Consider the following 13,435-nt stretch of genomic DNA (forward strand, 5'->3'; position numbering starts at 1 on the left):
CTGCGGCTAGTTTCCTAGTTTGATTTTTGATTTTCATTGAGTATGAGTTTAACGGTTGTCAATTTTCTCTGGATAAAGGTCGTGTTGGAAGAGGCGTTGTTCTGCCAAGCCTTCATACTTAGTTCCTGGCTTACCGTAGTTGTAGTAGGGGTCGATTGAAATGCCACCGCGCGGAGTGAATTTTCCCCAGACTTCTAAATAGCGAGGGTCTAGCAAGTTGACCAAGTCTTTCCCAATGGTGTTGATACAGTTTTCGTGGAAATCTCCGTGGTTTCGGTAGCTAAAGAGGTAGAGCTTGAGGGATTTTGACTCGACACAGAGCTTGTCAGGAATGTAGGAAATATAAATCGTCGCAAAGTCTGGCTGAGCAGTGATTGGGCAAAGTGAGGTAAATTCAGGGCAGTTAAATTTGATAAAATAGTCATTTTCCACATGACGATTGTCAAAGGATTCCAGGACTTCTGGTTGATAGTCAAAGATGTAGTTGGTTTCTTTGTTGCCCAGTAGGCTGAGGTTTTTCATTTCTTCTTGTTGTGACATGATTTTTTCTTTCTAATTTTAAATACCGCGTTGGTTATCGTAGAGAAGGGTATGGAGTTGAGGAAGGACGCGGACATTGCCCCAGCTATCGTCAGCAGCGACGCGTTCCCAGAGTTCTTTGAGGCGGTCTAGTTGGTCTTGGACAATATTACCTCTAGCCTTGGGCTCAGGATTTCCAGCTGATAAGAAGAGAACATCTGGTTGGTAGCGCTCTTGAATGCCTTTGGCAAAGGCCAAATCGGCATCGTCAAAGACAGGGATTTTAAAGGTGACCTTGTCTGGATCCAATTGGGAAACGATAAAGTCCAAGGTCTCAAAGTTGACTTCCATCTTGGATGAAGGAGGTTTTGGACTGAGAGTGACCTGGTCGATGTCTCTTAACCAATTTTGCCAGCGGGAGCCTTGAGTTTCAACAGCTAGAATGACACCGCGTTCCTTGAGCTTGGTGACCAGTTCAGCCATGTTGGCTGCTAGGATAGCGGGATTTCCGCCAGAAAGGGTTACATAGTCGTAGCTTCCTAGTTTATCCAAGGCAGCAATGACCTCGTCAGCCGTCATACGAGTTGGTTTTTCAGAACCATCCCAAGTAAAGGCAGAGTCGCACCAGTCGCAGTGGTAGTCGCAACCGGCAGTGCGGACAAACATGGTTTTCTGTCCAATAGCACGACCTTCACCTTGAAAGGTAGGGCCAAAAATTTCCAGAACTGGTAGTTTGAGGACACGTTCCCTAGTCATCTAACCACTCCTGTCTAAACTCTGCAAAGGCAGTAGGAGTCTCATAGAGACGAACGTATTCCAAACGGAGACCGCGTTCGTCTGGCAACTCTTGACTCATGGTTTGGAAAATCCAGTAAACCATATTTTCAGCAGTCGTGTTCATATAAGGCAGGGTTTCATTGAGATAGCGATGATCCAAGTGGGGCTCTAAGTAGTTCTTGTAAATAGCTTTGATGTCTCCGAAATCGTAGGTCATGCCACGGTCATCTAAAAATCCACTGACAGCAATCTGCAGATGATAGGTGTGACCATGAAGGGATTTGCATTTTCCCTCATAGTGAAAGAGGTGGTGAGCAGCATCAAAGGTAAATTCTTTTGATACCAAGGTTCTGTGAGGATTGTAGACAAGAGACTCCCCAGTTTCCTGTTTGATTTCTTTAGGTGCAAAAAACATTAGTCCTCTCCTTTCTGCGAGAGATAAACATCTAGACCATGCTGACGTAGATGGCAGGCTGGGCAATCTCCACAGCCGCTCCCGATAATTCCGTTGTAGCAGGTTAAGGTCTTTTCACGAACATAGTCAAAGGCACCGAGTTGGTCGGCTAATTCCCAAGTTTCAGCCTTGTCTAGCCACATGAGAGGCGTTTGGATAACAAAGTCGTAATCCATGGCAAGGTTGAGGGTAACATTAAGAGATTTGACAAAGACATCCCGGCAGTCAGGGTAGCCTGAGAAGTCTGTCTCGCAGACACCTGTCACGATATCTTTAATACCTCGTTGCTTAGCAAGGACTGCCGCAAAGGATAGAAAGAGGTGGTTGCGACCGTCAACGAAGGTGTTGGGAACCTCTCCCTCTTTTTGCTCAATCTCCAAATCAGAAGTCAAGGCATTTTCAGTGATTTGTCCCAGCAGAGACATATCTAGGATGTGATGGCGAATGCCCTGTTCCTTAGCGATTTCTTGGGCAACTTGAATTTCGAGATGGTGACGTTGACCGTAGGCAAAGGTAACGGCTTCGACTGTTTCATAGTGTTCTTTAGCCCAAAAGAGGCAGGTTGTAGAATCTTGACCGCCACTAAAGACGACCAAGGCAGATTGACGTTTCATAGTACTCCTTCCAAAATGGGAAATGTTCAGAGCACGCAAAAAGCTCCCTTGAGGGAGCTAAAAAATACCAAGTCAAGGTTTTTTTTAGCGATGGCATTTCCCAAACATCGTAATATTCTACTTACAGTCTAGCATATTTTTTGAAAAATGGCAAAGGCCAAGAAAAAAGAGACCAAAGCAAGTACTTGGTCTCTAGTGTGATTAACTCAATTCAGCAACGATAGCCTTGATTTGGTCTGCTGTGTGAACACCAGCAACTTGTTTGACAACTTGGCCGTCTTTTTTGAAGAGAAGAGTTGGGATAGACATGATTCCAAAAGCACGAGCTGTGTTTGGATTTTCATCAACGTCCATTTTAACGATTTTCAAAACATCTTCTGAAAGTTCTTCAGACAATTTGTCCAAGATTGGACCTTGCATACGACATGGACCACACCAAGTTGCCCAGAAGTCTACTAAGACCAAACCGTCTTTTGTTTCTTGTTCGAATGTTGCATCTGTAATTGCTTTTGCCATTGTATTTCTCCTTTTTTAGTTATATTGGCTTAAATCTTGTTTCTTGAGATAGAAGAAGATGTCTCCGTAAGTCCCATGGTAGTCCAAATCATGACCCTTATAGGTTAATTTTTGGACAGGGTAGTAGTCTGCGACGCCGATAAGGCAAGCTTGTTGCGAACGATCAAAGTCTTCATAAGACTCGAAAGTCACAGTTCTTTCGTTCTTGCTGGCATCTAAATAGGTGATTTCAATCATGTTTAAAACTCCTTTGTTTGATGATGACTTTATTTTACTCCTTGTAGAAGAGAATGTCAAGAAAAATGATTGCGCACGCAACTTTTTTCTAAAATCATCTCAAATCAAGAAATCCAAACCAGTTTCCAAGCTTTCTTCGACAGCCTTTTGTAGCGAGGCCAGTGTCTTTTGCCCATCACTTGTCAGGCAGATAAAACTAGAGCGTCGATCTTGATGGCAACACATGCGACTGAGTAGACCGCAATTTTTAGCTTCCAAGCGAGCCACCATCCGAGAAACAGCGCTCGGGCTCAGATGAAGCTTATCTGGCAGGTCAATCTGTCGTAGAGATTTTTCTTCAGCCAAGTCCAGATAGTAGAGCAGATAAAACTCTTTCAAGGTCAGACTTTGTTCGCTTTGCTGGGCAATAGTCTCTTCCAAGAGACTTTCAATTTCTTTCTGACGCCGATTGAAGTCAAACCATTTTTCCAAATAGGTCATAGTATCTCCTTTCTTTTTAGAGTTGTAAATAGAAGAAAGTCCATTCACGGACAGTCTCTGCATCACAAGATGATTGCGCATGCAATAATTATACTACTTTTCAAAAGAGCTGGCAAGCTCTGTTTTTTAGTGGTTTTCTTTTTTACTGTCCATATTTTTGGTAAAAATCAACTTTTACTTGGATGAATGTTTTGGCTTCACGTAGGAGTTGGAGAAGGGTGGCGCGGGTTTCAAATTCGTCTCTTGTTTTGGGCAGACTGCGGTTGCGAAAGACTTCCAGATAGCGTTCAATTTCATCTAGCAAATCAGAAGCAGGATTGGTCTGACTCAGTTGACCGGCAATTTTTGAAAAGAGTTGGGCTAAAATCAGGCTTTCACTGGCAGCTAGGTGACAGGTGTTGATTTGCTGGGCCATATTTCGTAGGATACGACTTTGTCGCTGTCTCATCTCAAAGTAGTGGATATGGTAGTCGGTCTGGTGAAAGAGGTGGTCAGAGTGATCTAGATAGACCAGTTTGAGGGCTTCTTTCAAAAGAGTGTCTAATTCTTCCACCAGCTGTGCTCGGTTACGTCCATCCCCTCTGGATAAATAATATTTGAAGCGCTGGAGAATATCTTTTAACTTTTCTTCTACCAATGTGTGGTAGTGCTGGATTTCCTCTTCTCGTGAAGGCATGTAGAGATTGACCAGCAAAGCAAATCCAGTACCGATAGCAAAGAGAAGGAATTCATTGACTAGAAGGTCTGGAGAGGTTGACTCTTGTACCAAGAGATGGCTAACCAAAACGCTACTTGGTGTGATGCCAATTTCCCAGCCCATCTTGTAGGCTAGGGGAACATAAAGAGCCAGATAGAGGCCAAGGCTCCAGATATGAAATCCGCTCAAGTGAAAAGTCAAAACCCCGATAACCAGAGCCAGAAGCATGGAAAAGAGCCGATTGCGGGCCAGTTTTAAGGTACTTCTACGCGTATCAGATAGGCTCAAGAGAGCGATAATTCCAGCCGAAACTGCTGAGGAAAGATTGAGAAAATAAGCAAGCAGGCAGGCAAGGCAGGTAGCTAAGATGAGCTTGGTCGTACGTTGGCTAATAGACATAAGAATTTCCTAATAAGTTAGAATAAAAGCGTAAAAGACAAGACCTGAGCAGGCTTGCCTTTATGAGTTATTTTTTACGGGCTGCTGCGTATTCGGCAACGGCGGTAAAGAGAACATCTGTAGAAGAGTTAAGGGCTGTTTCACATGAGTCTTGGATGACCCCAATCACAAATCCAACCCCAACAACTTGCATGGCAATATCGTTAGAAATACCGAAAAGGCTACAAGCAACTGGGATAAGAAGGAGGGAACCTCCAGCAATACCAGAAGCACCACAGGCTGAGATAGCTGCTACCACACTGAGGACAAAGGCTGTGGCAAAGTCAACAGGAATTCCAAGAGTATTAACTGCAGCAAGGGTCAAAACGTTAATGGTAATCGCTGCCCCTGCCATGTTGATAGTAGAACCAAGTGGGATAGAAACAGAATAGGTATCTGGGTTGAGTCCAAGGTCATGGCAGAGTTTCATGTTGACAGGAATGTTAGCCGCAGAACTACGAGTGAAAAAGGCTGTCACACCGCTGACACGGAGGCAGTTCCAAACTAGAGGGTAAGGATTGCGTCTCATAAAGAAGAAGGCAATTAAAGGGTTGACCACAAGGGCAACAAAAAGCATAGTCGTTACTAATAGAACCAATAAAATACCGTAGTTGGCAAGGCTTCCGATGCCCTTATCAGAAATAGTTTTGAAGACAAGGCCAAGGATTCCAAATGGAGCCAGGTTGATGATCCATTCGACAATTTTAGAAGTCACGTCAGCGATAGTTTTTAGTAATTCTTTACTATTTTTGCTGGCTTCTCTCATGGCAATCCCGAAAACAACTGCCCAAGATAGGATACCGATGTAGTTGGCAGTAATGAGGGCATTGACTGGATTGTCAACCAGTTTGAGCAAGAGGTTGCTGAGGACCTGCCCAATCCCATCTGGTGGTGCAATTTCAGTATTGGCACTATTTAGGGTAATTTCAATAGGGACGATGAAACTTGCTAGTACAGCTACAAGAGCAGCAGCAAAAGTTCCTAGGATATACAAGAAAATAACTGTTTTCATATTGCTATCTTGCCCCTTTTGATGTTGGGAAAGGGCATTGGCAACGAGGGCAAAGACTAGGATAGGAGCAACAGCTTTTAGGCCTCCGACGAATAAATCCCCGAGTAGCCCAATTCCTGAGAGATTAGGAAGGGTCAGTCCTAGGATTCCCCCACAAAGCATACCAATCAAGATACGCTTGACAAGGCTTGCCTTATTCCAAGCATGAATGATTCTTTTCATAATAATCTCCTTTTTGTGTAGTGATTATGATTATAGTATAAATGATAGACAAAATCAAGAATTTTCTGTCTATTTTTTGAATATTTATGGAGAATGAGACCGATAAAAGTATGGTATAATGAAATAAAGGAGTTTTATATGCAAAAATTTATTCAAGCTTATATTGAAAAGCTAGATGTGACAACCATTATCGAGAATATTCTAACCAAGATTATTTCTCTTTTACTGCTTTTGATTGTATTTTATATTGCTAAAAAACTGCTTCATACCATGGTGCAGAGAATTGTCAAACCTTCTCTAAAAATGTCTCATCATGATGTCGGACGCCAAAAGACTATTGCGCGTTTACTAGAAAATGTGTTTAATTATACGCTATATTTCTTTTTACTTTACTGCATTTTGTCGATTTTAGGTTTGCCAGTTTCTAGTTTGCTGGCAGGTGCTGGTATCGCTGGGGTGGCGATTGGGATGGGAGCCCAAGGTTTTCTGTCTGATGTCATCAATGGCTTTTTCATCCTCTTTGAACGTCAACTGGATGTGGGAGATGAGGTCGTTCTGACAAATGGTCCCATTACTGTATCGGGCAAGGTTGTCAGTGTGGGAATTCGTACGACCCAGCTTCGTAGTGAGGAGCAAGCTCTTCACTTTGTTCCTAACCGAAATATCACAGTTGTTAGCAATTTCTCACGCACAGACTAGACCTGTTATTTTAAGTAATTTATGGTACAATAGAGAGAGTTTAATGTTTAATAAAGGAGAAAAGATGGTTTTAGAAAAGCAGTTGGGCAATGGTTGTACCTGGATAGACCTTGATGTGGATAAGATTAAAAATATGGAAGATCTTTCTGACATCTATGGATTGGACAAGGAAACCATTGAGTATGCTCTGGATAGAAATGAACGAGCTCATATGGATTATAACCGTGAAACGGAGACGGTAACCTTTATTTATAATGTTCTTGATTTAGAAAAAGACAAAGAATATTATGAAGCGATTCCCATGACCTTTATCGTTGAAAACAAACGAATGATTACCATCAGCAACCATAAGAATGCTTATGTCATTGATCAGATGTTAGCTTATCTGGATAGCCATGAGTCGCTTTCTATTTACAAGTTTCTCTTTGCTGGTTTAGAGATTATCAGTAACGCTTATTATCCTGTCATTGAAGAGATGGATAAAAGTAAGGACGAAATTAGTGCCTTGCTACGTCAAACTACAACAAAGAAAAATCTCTTCGCCCTCTCTGACTTGGAGACAGGTATGGTTTACTTGACAGCAGCGGCAAAACAAAATCGACTCCTCTTGGAACATATCCAGGGCCATGCTCTTTATCGGAGATTTAATGATGTCGAACGAGAGCAGTTTGATGATGCCATGATTGAAGCCCATCAGTTGGTGTCTATGACAGACTTGATTTCTCAAGTCTTGCAACAACTCTCAGCTTCTTACAACAACATCCTAAACAATAATCTGAATGATAGTTTGACAATTTTGACTATTGTCTCCGTCTTACTAGCAGTACTTGCGGTTATTACAGGTTTCTTCGGAATGAATGTTCCTCTACCATTTACAGAAGAGCCAAATGCTTGGATTTATATCTTAATGGCTAGCTTGATTTTATGGGCAGCCTTATCTCAATGGCTGAAGAAAATTACTAGAAAATAAAAGAGAAGGAGCCAGAATGGCGATTGAAAATTACATGCCAGATTTTGCTGTGGAAGCAGTTTATGATCTGACAGTCCCAAGCCTGCAGGCGCAGGGAATCAAGGCTGTTTTGGTCGATTTGGATAATACCCTCATTGCTTGGAACAACCCTGATGGGACTCCAGAGATGAAGCAATGGCTACATGATCTTCGGGACGCGGGCATTCGCATCATTGTGGTATCAAATAACACTAAAAAACGCGTCCAACGAGCAGTTGAGAAATTTGGGATTGACCACGTTTATTGGGCTCTGAAGCCCTTCACATTTGGGATTGACCGTGCCATGAAGGAATTTCATTATGAGAAAAGTGAAGTGGTCATGGTTGGCGACCAGCTCATGACAGATATACGAGCAGCCCACCGTGCAGGCATTCGCTCGATTTTAGTCAAACCCTTGGTCCAACATGACTCGATTAAAACACAGATTAACCGAGCTCGTGAGCGTCGTGTGATGCGAAAAATCACTGAAATGTACGGACCGATTACATATAAAAAAGGAATTTAACTATGGAAGAAATTCTCTGTATTGGTTGTGGAGCAACCATTCAGACGACAGATAAGGTTGGTCTTGGTTTTACCCCCCAGTCGGCACTTGAAAAAGGTTTGGAGATAGGTGAAGTCTATTGCCAACGTTGTTTCCGTCTCCGTCATTACAATGAAATCACAGATGTCCAGTTGACGGACGATGATTTCCTCAAGCTTTTGCACGAGGTGGGAGACAGTGATGCCTTGGTAGTCAATGTCATTGACATCTTTGACTTTAATGGCTCTGTCATTCCAGGCTTGCCACGCTTTGTATCGGGCAATGATGTCCTCTTGGTCGGGAATAAAAAAGATATCCTGCCCAAGTCAGTTAAACAGGGCAAGATTAGCCAGTGGCTCATGGAACGTGCCCACGAAGAAGGACTTCGTCCAGTTGATGTCGTCCTAACTTCAGCCCAAAACAAACATGCCATTAAGGAAGTCATTGACAAGATTGAGCACTACCGTAAGGGTCGCGATGTCTATGTGGTCGGTGTAACCAACGTTGGAAAATCAACCCTCATCAATGCCATTATCCAAGAGATCACGGGTGATCAGAATGTCATTACGACTTCGCGTTTCCCAGGGACAACCTTGGACAAGATCGAGATTCCGCTTGACGACGGATCTTATATTTACGATACGCCGGGGATTATCCACCGCCACCAGATGGCTCACTACTTGACTGCTAAAAACCTAAAGTATGTTAGCCCTAAAAAGGAAATCAAGCCTAAGACCTATCAGCTCAATCCTGAGCAAACCCTGTTTTTAGGTGGACTCGGACGCTTTGACTTTATTGCGGGTGAAAAGCAAGGATTCACAGCCTTCTTTGACAATGAACTCAAACTCCACCGTACCAAGTTAGAAGGCGCTAGTGCTTTCTACGACAAGCATCTCGGAACCCTTTTAACCCCACCAAATAGCAAGGAAAAAGAAGATTTTCCTAAACTGGTTGAGCATGTATTTAACATCAAGGATAAGACAGACCTAGTCATCTCAGGACTAGGTTGGATCCGAGTAACAGGCACCGCAAAAGTCGCCGTCTGGGCACCAGAAGGCGTCGCCGTCGTCACACGAAAAGCAATTATTTAAAGTAAAATCGCTGAGCGAACAAAGTGAGCTCATATAGCGATAGTTATTGCCGTGGTGTTTTGCCAATCTGTAGATTGGCAAGGGGCACAATTGAGACCAAGGCTCAATTGTGAGGTCAGGAAATCCATTTTTCAAAGATGAGATCTTTGGAAAATTAGTTCCGACCGTCCCTCACCACCTAAGATAACTATCAAAAAAACAAGGAAGAAATTATGTCATTAACATCAAAACAACGTGCCTTCCTCAACAGCCAGGCACACACCCTCAAACCTATCATCCAAATCGGGAAAAATGGACTCAACGACCAAATCAAAACCAGCGTCCGTCAAGCTCTTGACGCCCGTGAATTGATCAAGGTTACTCTTTTGCAAAATACCGATGAAAATATCCACGAAGTAGCTGAAATCTTGGAAGAAGAAATCGGTGTGGATACAGTCCAAAAAATCGGACGCATCTTGATTTTGTTTAAACAGTCTAGCAAGAAAGAAAATCGCAAGATTTCTAAAAAAGTCAAAGAAATCTAAAAACCTACTCCAAATAACTGTTTATACAGAGAAATAAAGGAGACTAGCCTATGGCAATCGAATTATTGACTCCCTTTACCAAGGTAGAGTTGGAGCCAGAAATCAAGGAGAAAAAACGCAAACAAGTCGGGATTTTAGGGGGGAATTTTAACCCTGTTCACAATGCCCATCTGATCGTTGCGGACCAAGTACGGCAACAGTTGGGATTGGACCAGGTTCTGCTCATGCCTGAATACCAACCTCCTCATGTTGATAAAAAGGAAACCATCCCTGAACACCACCGTCTCAAGATGCTTGAGTTGGCGATTGAGGGGATTGAAGGCTTAGCCATTGAAACAATTGAATTGGAGCGCAAGGGCATTTCCTACACCTACGACACCATGAAGATTTTGACAGAGCAACATCCAGATACGGATTATTACTTTATCATTGGTGCCGATATGGTGGACTATCTGCCTAAATGGTACCGAATTGATGAGCTGGTTGACATGGTTCAGTTTGTGGGGGTTCAGCGCCCGCGCTACAAGGCTGGAACTTCCTATCCAGTTATCTGGGTGGATGTGCCTCTCATGGATATCTCATCCAGCATGGTGCGTGACTTCATTGCTCAAGGTCGGAAACCCAACTTTCTCCTACCTCAGCCTGTGCTGGACTACATCGAGAAGGAGGGGCTCTACTGATGGCCTATCAAGACTATATCAACTGTTCCCGTGAGGCTTTGTTGGAAAAAATGGCAGAGCTTCTACCTGAAAAACGTTTAACCCACTGTTTGGGTGTGGAGCGTGCAGCCATAGAACTAGCAGAGAGATTTGGAGTAGATGGTGAGAAGGCAGGTCTAGCAGGCCTTCTTCATGACTATGCTAAGAAGCTGTCAGATCAGGAATTTTTAGACTTGATTGACCGTTATCAGCTAGACCCTGACCTCAAAAACTGGGGCAATAATGTCTGGCATGGTATGGTGGGTATATACAAAATTCAGGAAGATTTGAATTTGCAAGACTCTGAAATCCTGCGAGCTATTGAAATCCATACAGTCGGTGCTGACCAGATGACAGACCTAGATAAAGTCATCTACGTCGCAGACTATATCGAGCATAATCGAGCCTTTCCTGGAGTAGATGTGGCACGTGAGATTGCTGAGCTATCGCTCAATAAGGCAGTGGCCTACGAAACAGCTCGTACCGTGGAGCATCTAGCTCATCAGAGATTCCCTATCTATCCCCAAACCCTTGAAACCTATAACGCCTTTGTGCACTATTTGAAAGAGGACTAAATGAACGAAAAAGAATTACTAGAACTAGTCGTGAAAGCGGCTGATGAGAAACGTGCGGAGGATATCCTCGCACTTGATGTACAAGATTTGACTAGCGTGACGGATTACTTTGTTATTACTAGTTCAATGAATAGCCGTCAGTTGGATGCTATCGCTGATAATATCCGTGAAAAAGTAGCGGAAGCAGGATTTAAAGGCAGTCATGTCGAAGGCGACGCAGCTGGAGGTTGGGTCTTGCTGGACCTTGGTGGTGTCGTTGTGCATGTCTTTTCAGAAGAAATGCGTGCCCACTATAATCTCGAAAAACTATGGCATGAGGCAGACTCAGTAGATATTTCAGAAGCTCTTGCTTAGAAGATGAACTCAGTTGTAGTCAACTGGGTTTCTTTACTTATTTTAGAAGAAAATGGATAGAAAGGTATAGGGCGAGTGGTGTTTGCCATGGAAGCTCTTGGTATCATGATTATGGCGACTTATGAAACCTTTGCGGCGGTCTATGATGCGGTTATGGACGATAGTTTATATGATAAATGGACGGACTTTTCTCTGCGTCATTTGCCTAAGACCAAGGAGAGAAAGAAACTCTTGGAATTGGCTTGTGGGACAGGAATTCAATCTGTGCGCTTCTCTCAGGCTGGTTTTGATGTGACTGGTCTTGATTTGAGTGCGGATATGTTGAAGATTGCTGAGAAGAGAGCTGCTTCAGCCAAACAAAAGATTGACTTTATTGAAGGCAATATGCTGGATTTGTCCAAGGCAGGTCAATATGATTTTGTCACTTGTTATTCGGACTCAATCTGCTATATGCAAGATGAGGTGGAAGTAGGAGACGTTTTTAAGGAAGTCTATAATGTCCTCAATGAAGACGGAGTTTTCATCTTTGACGTGCATTCGACTTACCAGACGGATGAAATTTTTCCAGGCTATTCCTACCATGAAAATGCGGAAGATTTCGCTATGCTTTGGGATACCTACGAGGATGTAGCGCCTCACTCTATCGTTCATGAGCTGACCTTCTTTATCAAGGAGGCTGACGGTTCCTTTAGTCGTCACGATGAAGTGCATGAGGAGCGGACCTATGAGGTCTTGACCTATGATATTTTGCTGGAACAGGCTGGATTCAAGTACTTCAAACTCTATGCGGACTTTGAGGACAAGGAGCCGACAGAAACCAGTACCCGTTGGTTTTTTGTCGCGCAGAAGTAGGAGATTATCATGACCATCACAGGTATTATCGCGGAGTTTAATCCTTTTCATAATGGGCACAAATACCTGCTGGATCAGGCAGAGGGGTTGAAAATCGTAGCCATGTCTGGGAATTTCATGCAGCGTGGAGAGCCTGCAATTGTGGACAAGTGGAAACGGTCCCAGATGGCGCTGGAAAATGGAGCGGATCTGGTAGTAGAATTGCCCTTTTTAGTCAGTGTTCAGGCGGCAGATTTCTTTGGCCAAGGAGCTGTGGATATCTTGGCTCGGTTGGGCATTGATAGCCTAGTTTTTGGGACAGAAGAAGCTCTGGATTACCAGAAAATCGCTGACTTATACACAGAGCAAGGTGATGAGATGGAGAGTTTTGTGGAAAATCTGCCTGATTCTCTCTCCTATCCTCAGAAAACTCAAGCCATGTGGAAGGAATTTGCAGATCTTGATTTTTCAGGCAATACGCCCAATCATGTTCTTGCTCTTGCTTATGCCAAGGCGGTTGCAGGACGAAATATCAAGCTGCATCCAATTCAGCGTCAGGGGGCAGGTTATCATTCTGTGGACAAGGATGTGGACTTTGCCTCGGCGACAGCCCTTCGTCAGCACCAGAAGGACCAAGATTTCTTAGAACGCTTTATGCCTTCTGTTACCCTTTTTGAGCAGGCCAGTAAGGTGAACTGGGAAGACTATTTTCCCTTGCTCCATTATCAAATCTTGTCAAATCCCGACCTAACTACCATCTATCAGGTCAATCAAGAAATGGTAGTACGCATTAAGGAAGCCATCAAGACAGCCCAGTCTGTGGAAGACTTGGTTAAGGCGGTTGCGACCAAGCGTTACACCAAGGCGCGTGTCAGACGCCTCTTGACCTATATCTTGGTGCAGGCTAGAGAAAATAACTTGCCAGAAGGGATTCATGTCCTTGGATTTACTGAAAAAGGCAGGCAACATCTCAAATCTTTGAAAGGTCAGGTCAGTCTAGTCAGCCGAATTGGCAAAGAACCCTGGGATGTCATGACTCAAAAGGCAGACCAGATTTACCAACTGGGAAAGTCAAGTATAGCAGAGCAGAATTTTGGAAGAGTGCCGATAAGAATAGAAATAAACTAAGTCTACTGAAAGGTAGGCTTTTTGAGATTTTTTACGA

The 13,435-nt window shown here is 43.4% G+C and carries 19 protein-coding genes; 10 read left to right on the forward strand and 9 right to left on the reverse strand.

The window, feature by feature from the left end:
* Window positions 1-48: 48 nt before the first annotated feature.
* The 9 genes from queF to sstT all read right to left on the reverse strand — a co-directional run bounded on the left by queF (window position 49) and on the right by sstT (window position 5,966).
* Window positions 49-540, reverse strand: a complete 492-nt coding sequence (gene queF / locus WKI42_RS06545; RefSeq protein ID WP_000082579.1) for a preQ(1) synthase — start codon at window positions 538-540, stop codon at window positions 49-51.
* An 18-nt stretch (window positions 541-558) separates the two neighbouring features.
* Window positions 559-1,275 carry a 7-carboxy-7-deazaguanine synthase QueE gene (gene queE / locus WKI42_RS06550; RefSeq protein ID WP_368081486.1) on the reverse strand — a complete coding sequence of 239 codons (717 nt, stop codon included), beginning with the start codon at window positions 1,273-1,275 and terminating at the stop codon, window positions 559-561.
* Complete coding sequence (queD, locus tag WKI42_RS06555; RefSeq protein ID WP_368081487.1) at window positions 1,268-1,711, reverse strand: 6-carboxytetrahydropterin synthase QueD; 444 nt, start codon at window positions 1,709-1,711, stop codon at window positions 1,268-1,270. Before queD ends, queE begins: the two co-directional genes overlap by 8 nt.
* Window positions 1,711-2,364, reverse strand: a complete 654-nt coding sequence (gene queC / locus WKI42_RS06560) for a 7-cyano-7-deazaguanine synthase QueC (RefSeq protein ID WP_261063345.1) — start codon at window positions 2,362-2,364, stop codon at window positions 1,711-1,713. The genes queD and queC overlap by 1 nt, the downstream gene beginning before the upstream one ends.
* 201 nt (window positions 2,365-2,565) lie before the next feature.
* Window positions 2,566-2,880, reverse strand: coding sequence for a thioredoxin (trxA, locus tag WKI42_RS06565; protein WP_001029579.1), 315 nt, complete (start codon window positions 2,878-2,880; stop codon window positions 2,566-2,568).
* A 15-nt stretch (window positions 2,881-2,895) separates the two neighbouring features.
* Entirely contained in the window at window positions 2,896-3,117 is a 222-nt protein-coding gene (locus WKI42_RS06570) for a DUF4649 family protein (RefSeq protein WP_000570253.1), read from the reverse strand.
* Between the two features lie 99 nt (window positions 3,118-3,216).
* Window positions 3,217-3,597, reverse strand: coding sequence for a MarR family transcriptional regulator (locus WKI42_RS06575; RefSeq protein ID WP_173306596.1), 381 nt, complete (start codon window positions 3,595-3,597; stop codon window positions 3,217-3,219).
* A 142-nt stretch (window positions 3,598-3,739) separates the two neighbouring features.
* A complete protein-coding gene (locus tag WKI42_RS06580) occupies window positions 3,740-4,693 on the reverse strand; it encodes an aromatic acid exporter family protein (protein WP_368081488.1) in 954 nt (317 codons plus the stop codon).
* 67 nt (window positions 4,694-4,760) lie between these two features.
* A complete protein-coding gene (sstT, locus tag WKI42_RS06585; RefSeq protein ID WP_119943197.1) occupies window positions 4,761-5,966 on the reverse strand; it encodes a serine/threonine transporter SstT in 1,206 nt (401 codons plus the stop codon).
* A 138-nt stretch (window positions 5,967-6,104) separates the two neighbouring features.
* Here sstT and WKI42_RS06590 point away from each other — a divergent pair, with 138 nt between their 5' ends.
* From WKI42_RS06590 to WKI42_RS06635, 10 genes are all read left to right on the forward strand, one after another.
* On the forward strand, window positions 6,105-6,665 hold the full coding sequence (locus WKI42_RS06590; RefSeq protein ID WP_368081489.1) for a mechanosensitive ion channel family protein: 561 nt from the start codon (window positions 6,105-6,107) through the stop codon (window positions 6,663-6,665).
* A gap of 64 nt (window positions 6,666-6,729) precedes the next feature.
* Window positions 6,730-7,635, forward strand: coding sequence for a magnesium transporter CorA family protein (locus tag WKI42_RS06595; RefSeq protein ID WP_368081490.1), 906 nt, complete (start codon window positions 6,730-6,732; stop codon window positions 7,633-7,635).
* Between the two features lie 16 nt (window positions 7,636-7,651).
* Complete coding sequence (locus WKI42_RS06600; RefSeq protein WP_368081491.1) at window positions 7,652-8,179, forward strand: YqeG family HAD IIIA-type phosphatase; 528 nt, start codon at window positions 7,652-7,654, stop codon at window positions 8,177-8,179.
* A gap of 2 nt (window positions 8,180-8,181) precedes the next feature.
* Window positions 8,182-9,288 carry a ribosome biogenesis GTPase YqeH gene (yqeH, locus tag WKI42_RS06605; RefSeq protein WP_368081492.1) on the forward strand — a complete coding sequence of 369 codons (1,107 nt, stop codon included), beginning with the start codon at window positions 8,182-8,184 and terminating at the stop codon, window positions 9,286-9,288.
* A 212-nt stretch (window positions 9,289-9,500) separates the two neighbouring features.
* The gene (yhbY, locus tag WKI42_RS06610) at window positions 9,501-9,812 is read left to right on the forward strand and encodes a ribosome assembly RNA-binding protein YhbY (RefSeq protein WP_000060169.1); all 312 of its coding nucleotides are present in this window, start codon (window positions 9,501-9,503) and stop codon (window positions 9,810-9,812) included.
* Window positions 9,813-9,862: 50 nt separating this feature from the next.
* Window positions 9,863-10,492, forward strand: a complete 630-nt coding sequence (locus tag WKI42_RS06615) for a nicotinate-nucleotide adenylyltransferase (RefSeq protein ID WP_009729842.1) — start codon at window positions 9,863-9,865, stop codon at window positions 10,490-10,492.
* Window positions 10,492-11,085: a bis(5'-nucleosyl)-tetraphosphatase (symmetrical) YqeK gene (gene yqeK / locus WKI42_RS06620; RefSeq protein WP_173306600.1), complete on the forward strand. Its 594-nt coding sequence runs from the start codon at window positions 10,492-10,494 to the stop codon at window positions 11,083-11,085. Before WKI42_RS06615 ends, yqeK begins: the two co-directional genes overlap by 1 nt.
* Complete coding sequence (rsfS, locus tag WKI42_RS06625; protein ID WP_094753151.1) at window positions 11,086-11,439, forward strand: ribosome silencing factor; 354 nt, start codon at window positions 11,086-11,088, stop codon at window positions 11,437-11,439. It begins immediately after the preceding gene.
* A gap of 111 nt (window positions 11,440-11,550) precedes the next feature.
* Window positions 11,551-12,291 (forward strand): class I SAM-dependent DNA methyltransferase, encoded by a 741-nt coding sequence (locus WKI42_RS06630; protein WP_173306634.1) that lies wholly within the window; start codon window positions 11,551-11,553, stop codon window positions 12,289-12,291.
* A gap of 9 nt (window positions 12,292-12,300) precedes the next feature.
* The gene (locus WKI42_RS06635) at window positions 12,301-13,398 is read left to right on the forward strand and encodes a nucleotidyltransferase (protein WP_173306601.1); all 1,098 of its coding nucleotides are present in this window, start codon (window positions 12,301-12,303) and stop codon (window positions 13,396-13,398) included.
* The last annotated feature ends 37 nt before the right edge of the window (window positions 13,399-13,435 follow it).

Origin of the sequence: Streptococcus pseudopneumoniae (assembly GCF_038148935.1) — a bacterium.
GTDB lineage: Bacteria > Bacillota > Bacilli > Lactobacillales > Streptococcaceae > Streptococcus > Streptococcus pseudopneumoniae_U.

What these genes read in the sequence shown, in the direction of transcription:
- queF (WP_000082579.1), bottom strand. Translation starts at nt 540, where the DNA reads ATGTCACAACAAGAAGAAATGAAAAACCTCAGCCTACTGGGCAACAAA.
- queE (WP_368081486.1), bottom strand. Translation starts at nt 1,275, where the DNA reads ATGACTAGGGAACGTGTCCTCAAACTACCAGTTCTGGAAATTTTTGGC.
- queD (WP_368081487.1), bottom strand. Translation starts at nt 1,711, where the DNA reads ATGTTTTTTGCACCTAAAGAAATCAAACAGGAAACTGGGGAGTCTCTT.
- queC (WP_261063345.1), bottom strand. Translation starts at nt 2,364, where the DNA reads ATGAAACGTCAATCTGCCTTGGTCGTCTTTAGTGGCGGTCAAGATTCT.
- trxA (WP_001029579.1), bottom strand. Translation starts at nt 2,880, where the DNA reads ATGGCAAAAGCAATTACAGATGCAACATTCGAACAAGAAACAAAAGAC.
- WKI42_RS06570 (WP_000570253.1), bottom strand. Translation starts at nt 3,117, where the DNA reads ATGATTGAAATCACCTATTTAGATGCCAGCAAGAACGAAAGAACTGTG.
- WKI42_RS06575 (WP_173306596.1), bottom strand. Translation starts at nt 3,597, where the DNA reads ATGACCTATTTGGAAAAATGGTTTGACTTCAATCGGCGTCAGAAAGAA.
- WKI42_RS06580 (WP_368081488.1), bottom strand. Translation starts at nt 4,693, where the DNA reads ATGTCTATTAGCCAACGTACGACCAAGCTCATCTTAGCTACCTGCCTT.
- sstT (WP_119943197.1), bottom strand. Translation starts at nt 5,966, where the DNA reads ATGAAAAGAATCATTCATGCTTGGAATAAGGCAAGCCTTGTCAAGCGT.
- WKI42_RS06590 (WP_368081489.1), top strand. Translation starts at nt 6,105, where the DNA reads ATGCAAAAATTTATTCAAGCTTATATTGAAAAGCTAGATGTGACAACC.
- WKI42_RS06595 (WP_368081490.1), top strand. Translation starts at nt 6,730, where the DNA reads ATGGTTTTAGAAAAGCAGTTGGGCAATGGTTGTACCTGGATAGACCTT.
- WKI42_RS06600 (WP_368081491.1), top strand. Translation starts at nt 7,652, where the DNA reads ATGGCGATTGAAAATTACATGCCAGATTTTGCTGTGGAAGCAGTTTAT.
- yqeH (WP_368081492.1), top strand. Translation starts at nt 8,182, where the DNA reads ATGGAAGAAATTCTCTGTATTGGTTGTGGAGCAACCATTCAGACGACA.
- yhbY (WP_000060169.1), top strand. Translation starts at nt 9,501, where the DNA reads ATGTCATTAACATCAAAACAACGTGCCTTCCTCAACAGCCAGGCACAC.
- WKI42_RS06615 (WP_009729842.1), top strand. Translation starts at nt 9,863, where the DNA reads ATGGCAATCGAATTATTGACTCCCTTTACCAAGGTAGAGTTGGAGCCA.
- yqeK (WP_173306600.1), top strand. Translation starts at nt 10,492, where the DNA reads ATGGCCTATCAAGACTATATCAACTGTTCCCGTGAGGCTTTGTTGGAA.
- rsfS (WP_094753151.1), top strand. Translation starts at nt 11,086, where the DNA reads ATGAACGAAAAAGAATTACTAGAACTAGTCGTGAAAGCGGCTGATGAG.
- WKI42_RS06630 (WP_173306634.1), top strand. Translation starts at nt 11,551, where the DNA reads ATGGCGACTTATGAAACCTTTGCGGCGGTCTATGATGCGGTTATGGAC.
- WKI42_RS06635 (WP_173306601.1), top strand. Translation starts at nt 12,301, where the DNA reads ATGACCATCACAGGTATTATCGCGGAGTTTAATCCTTTTCATAATGGG.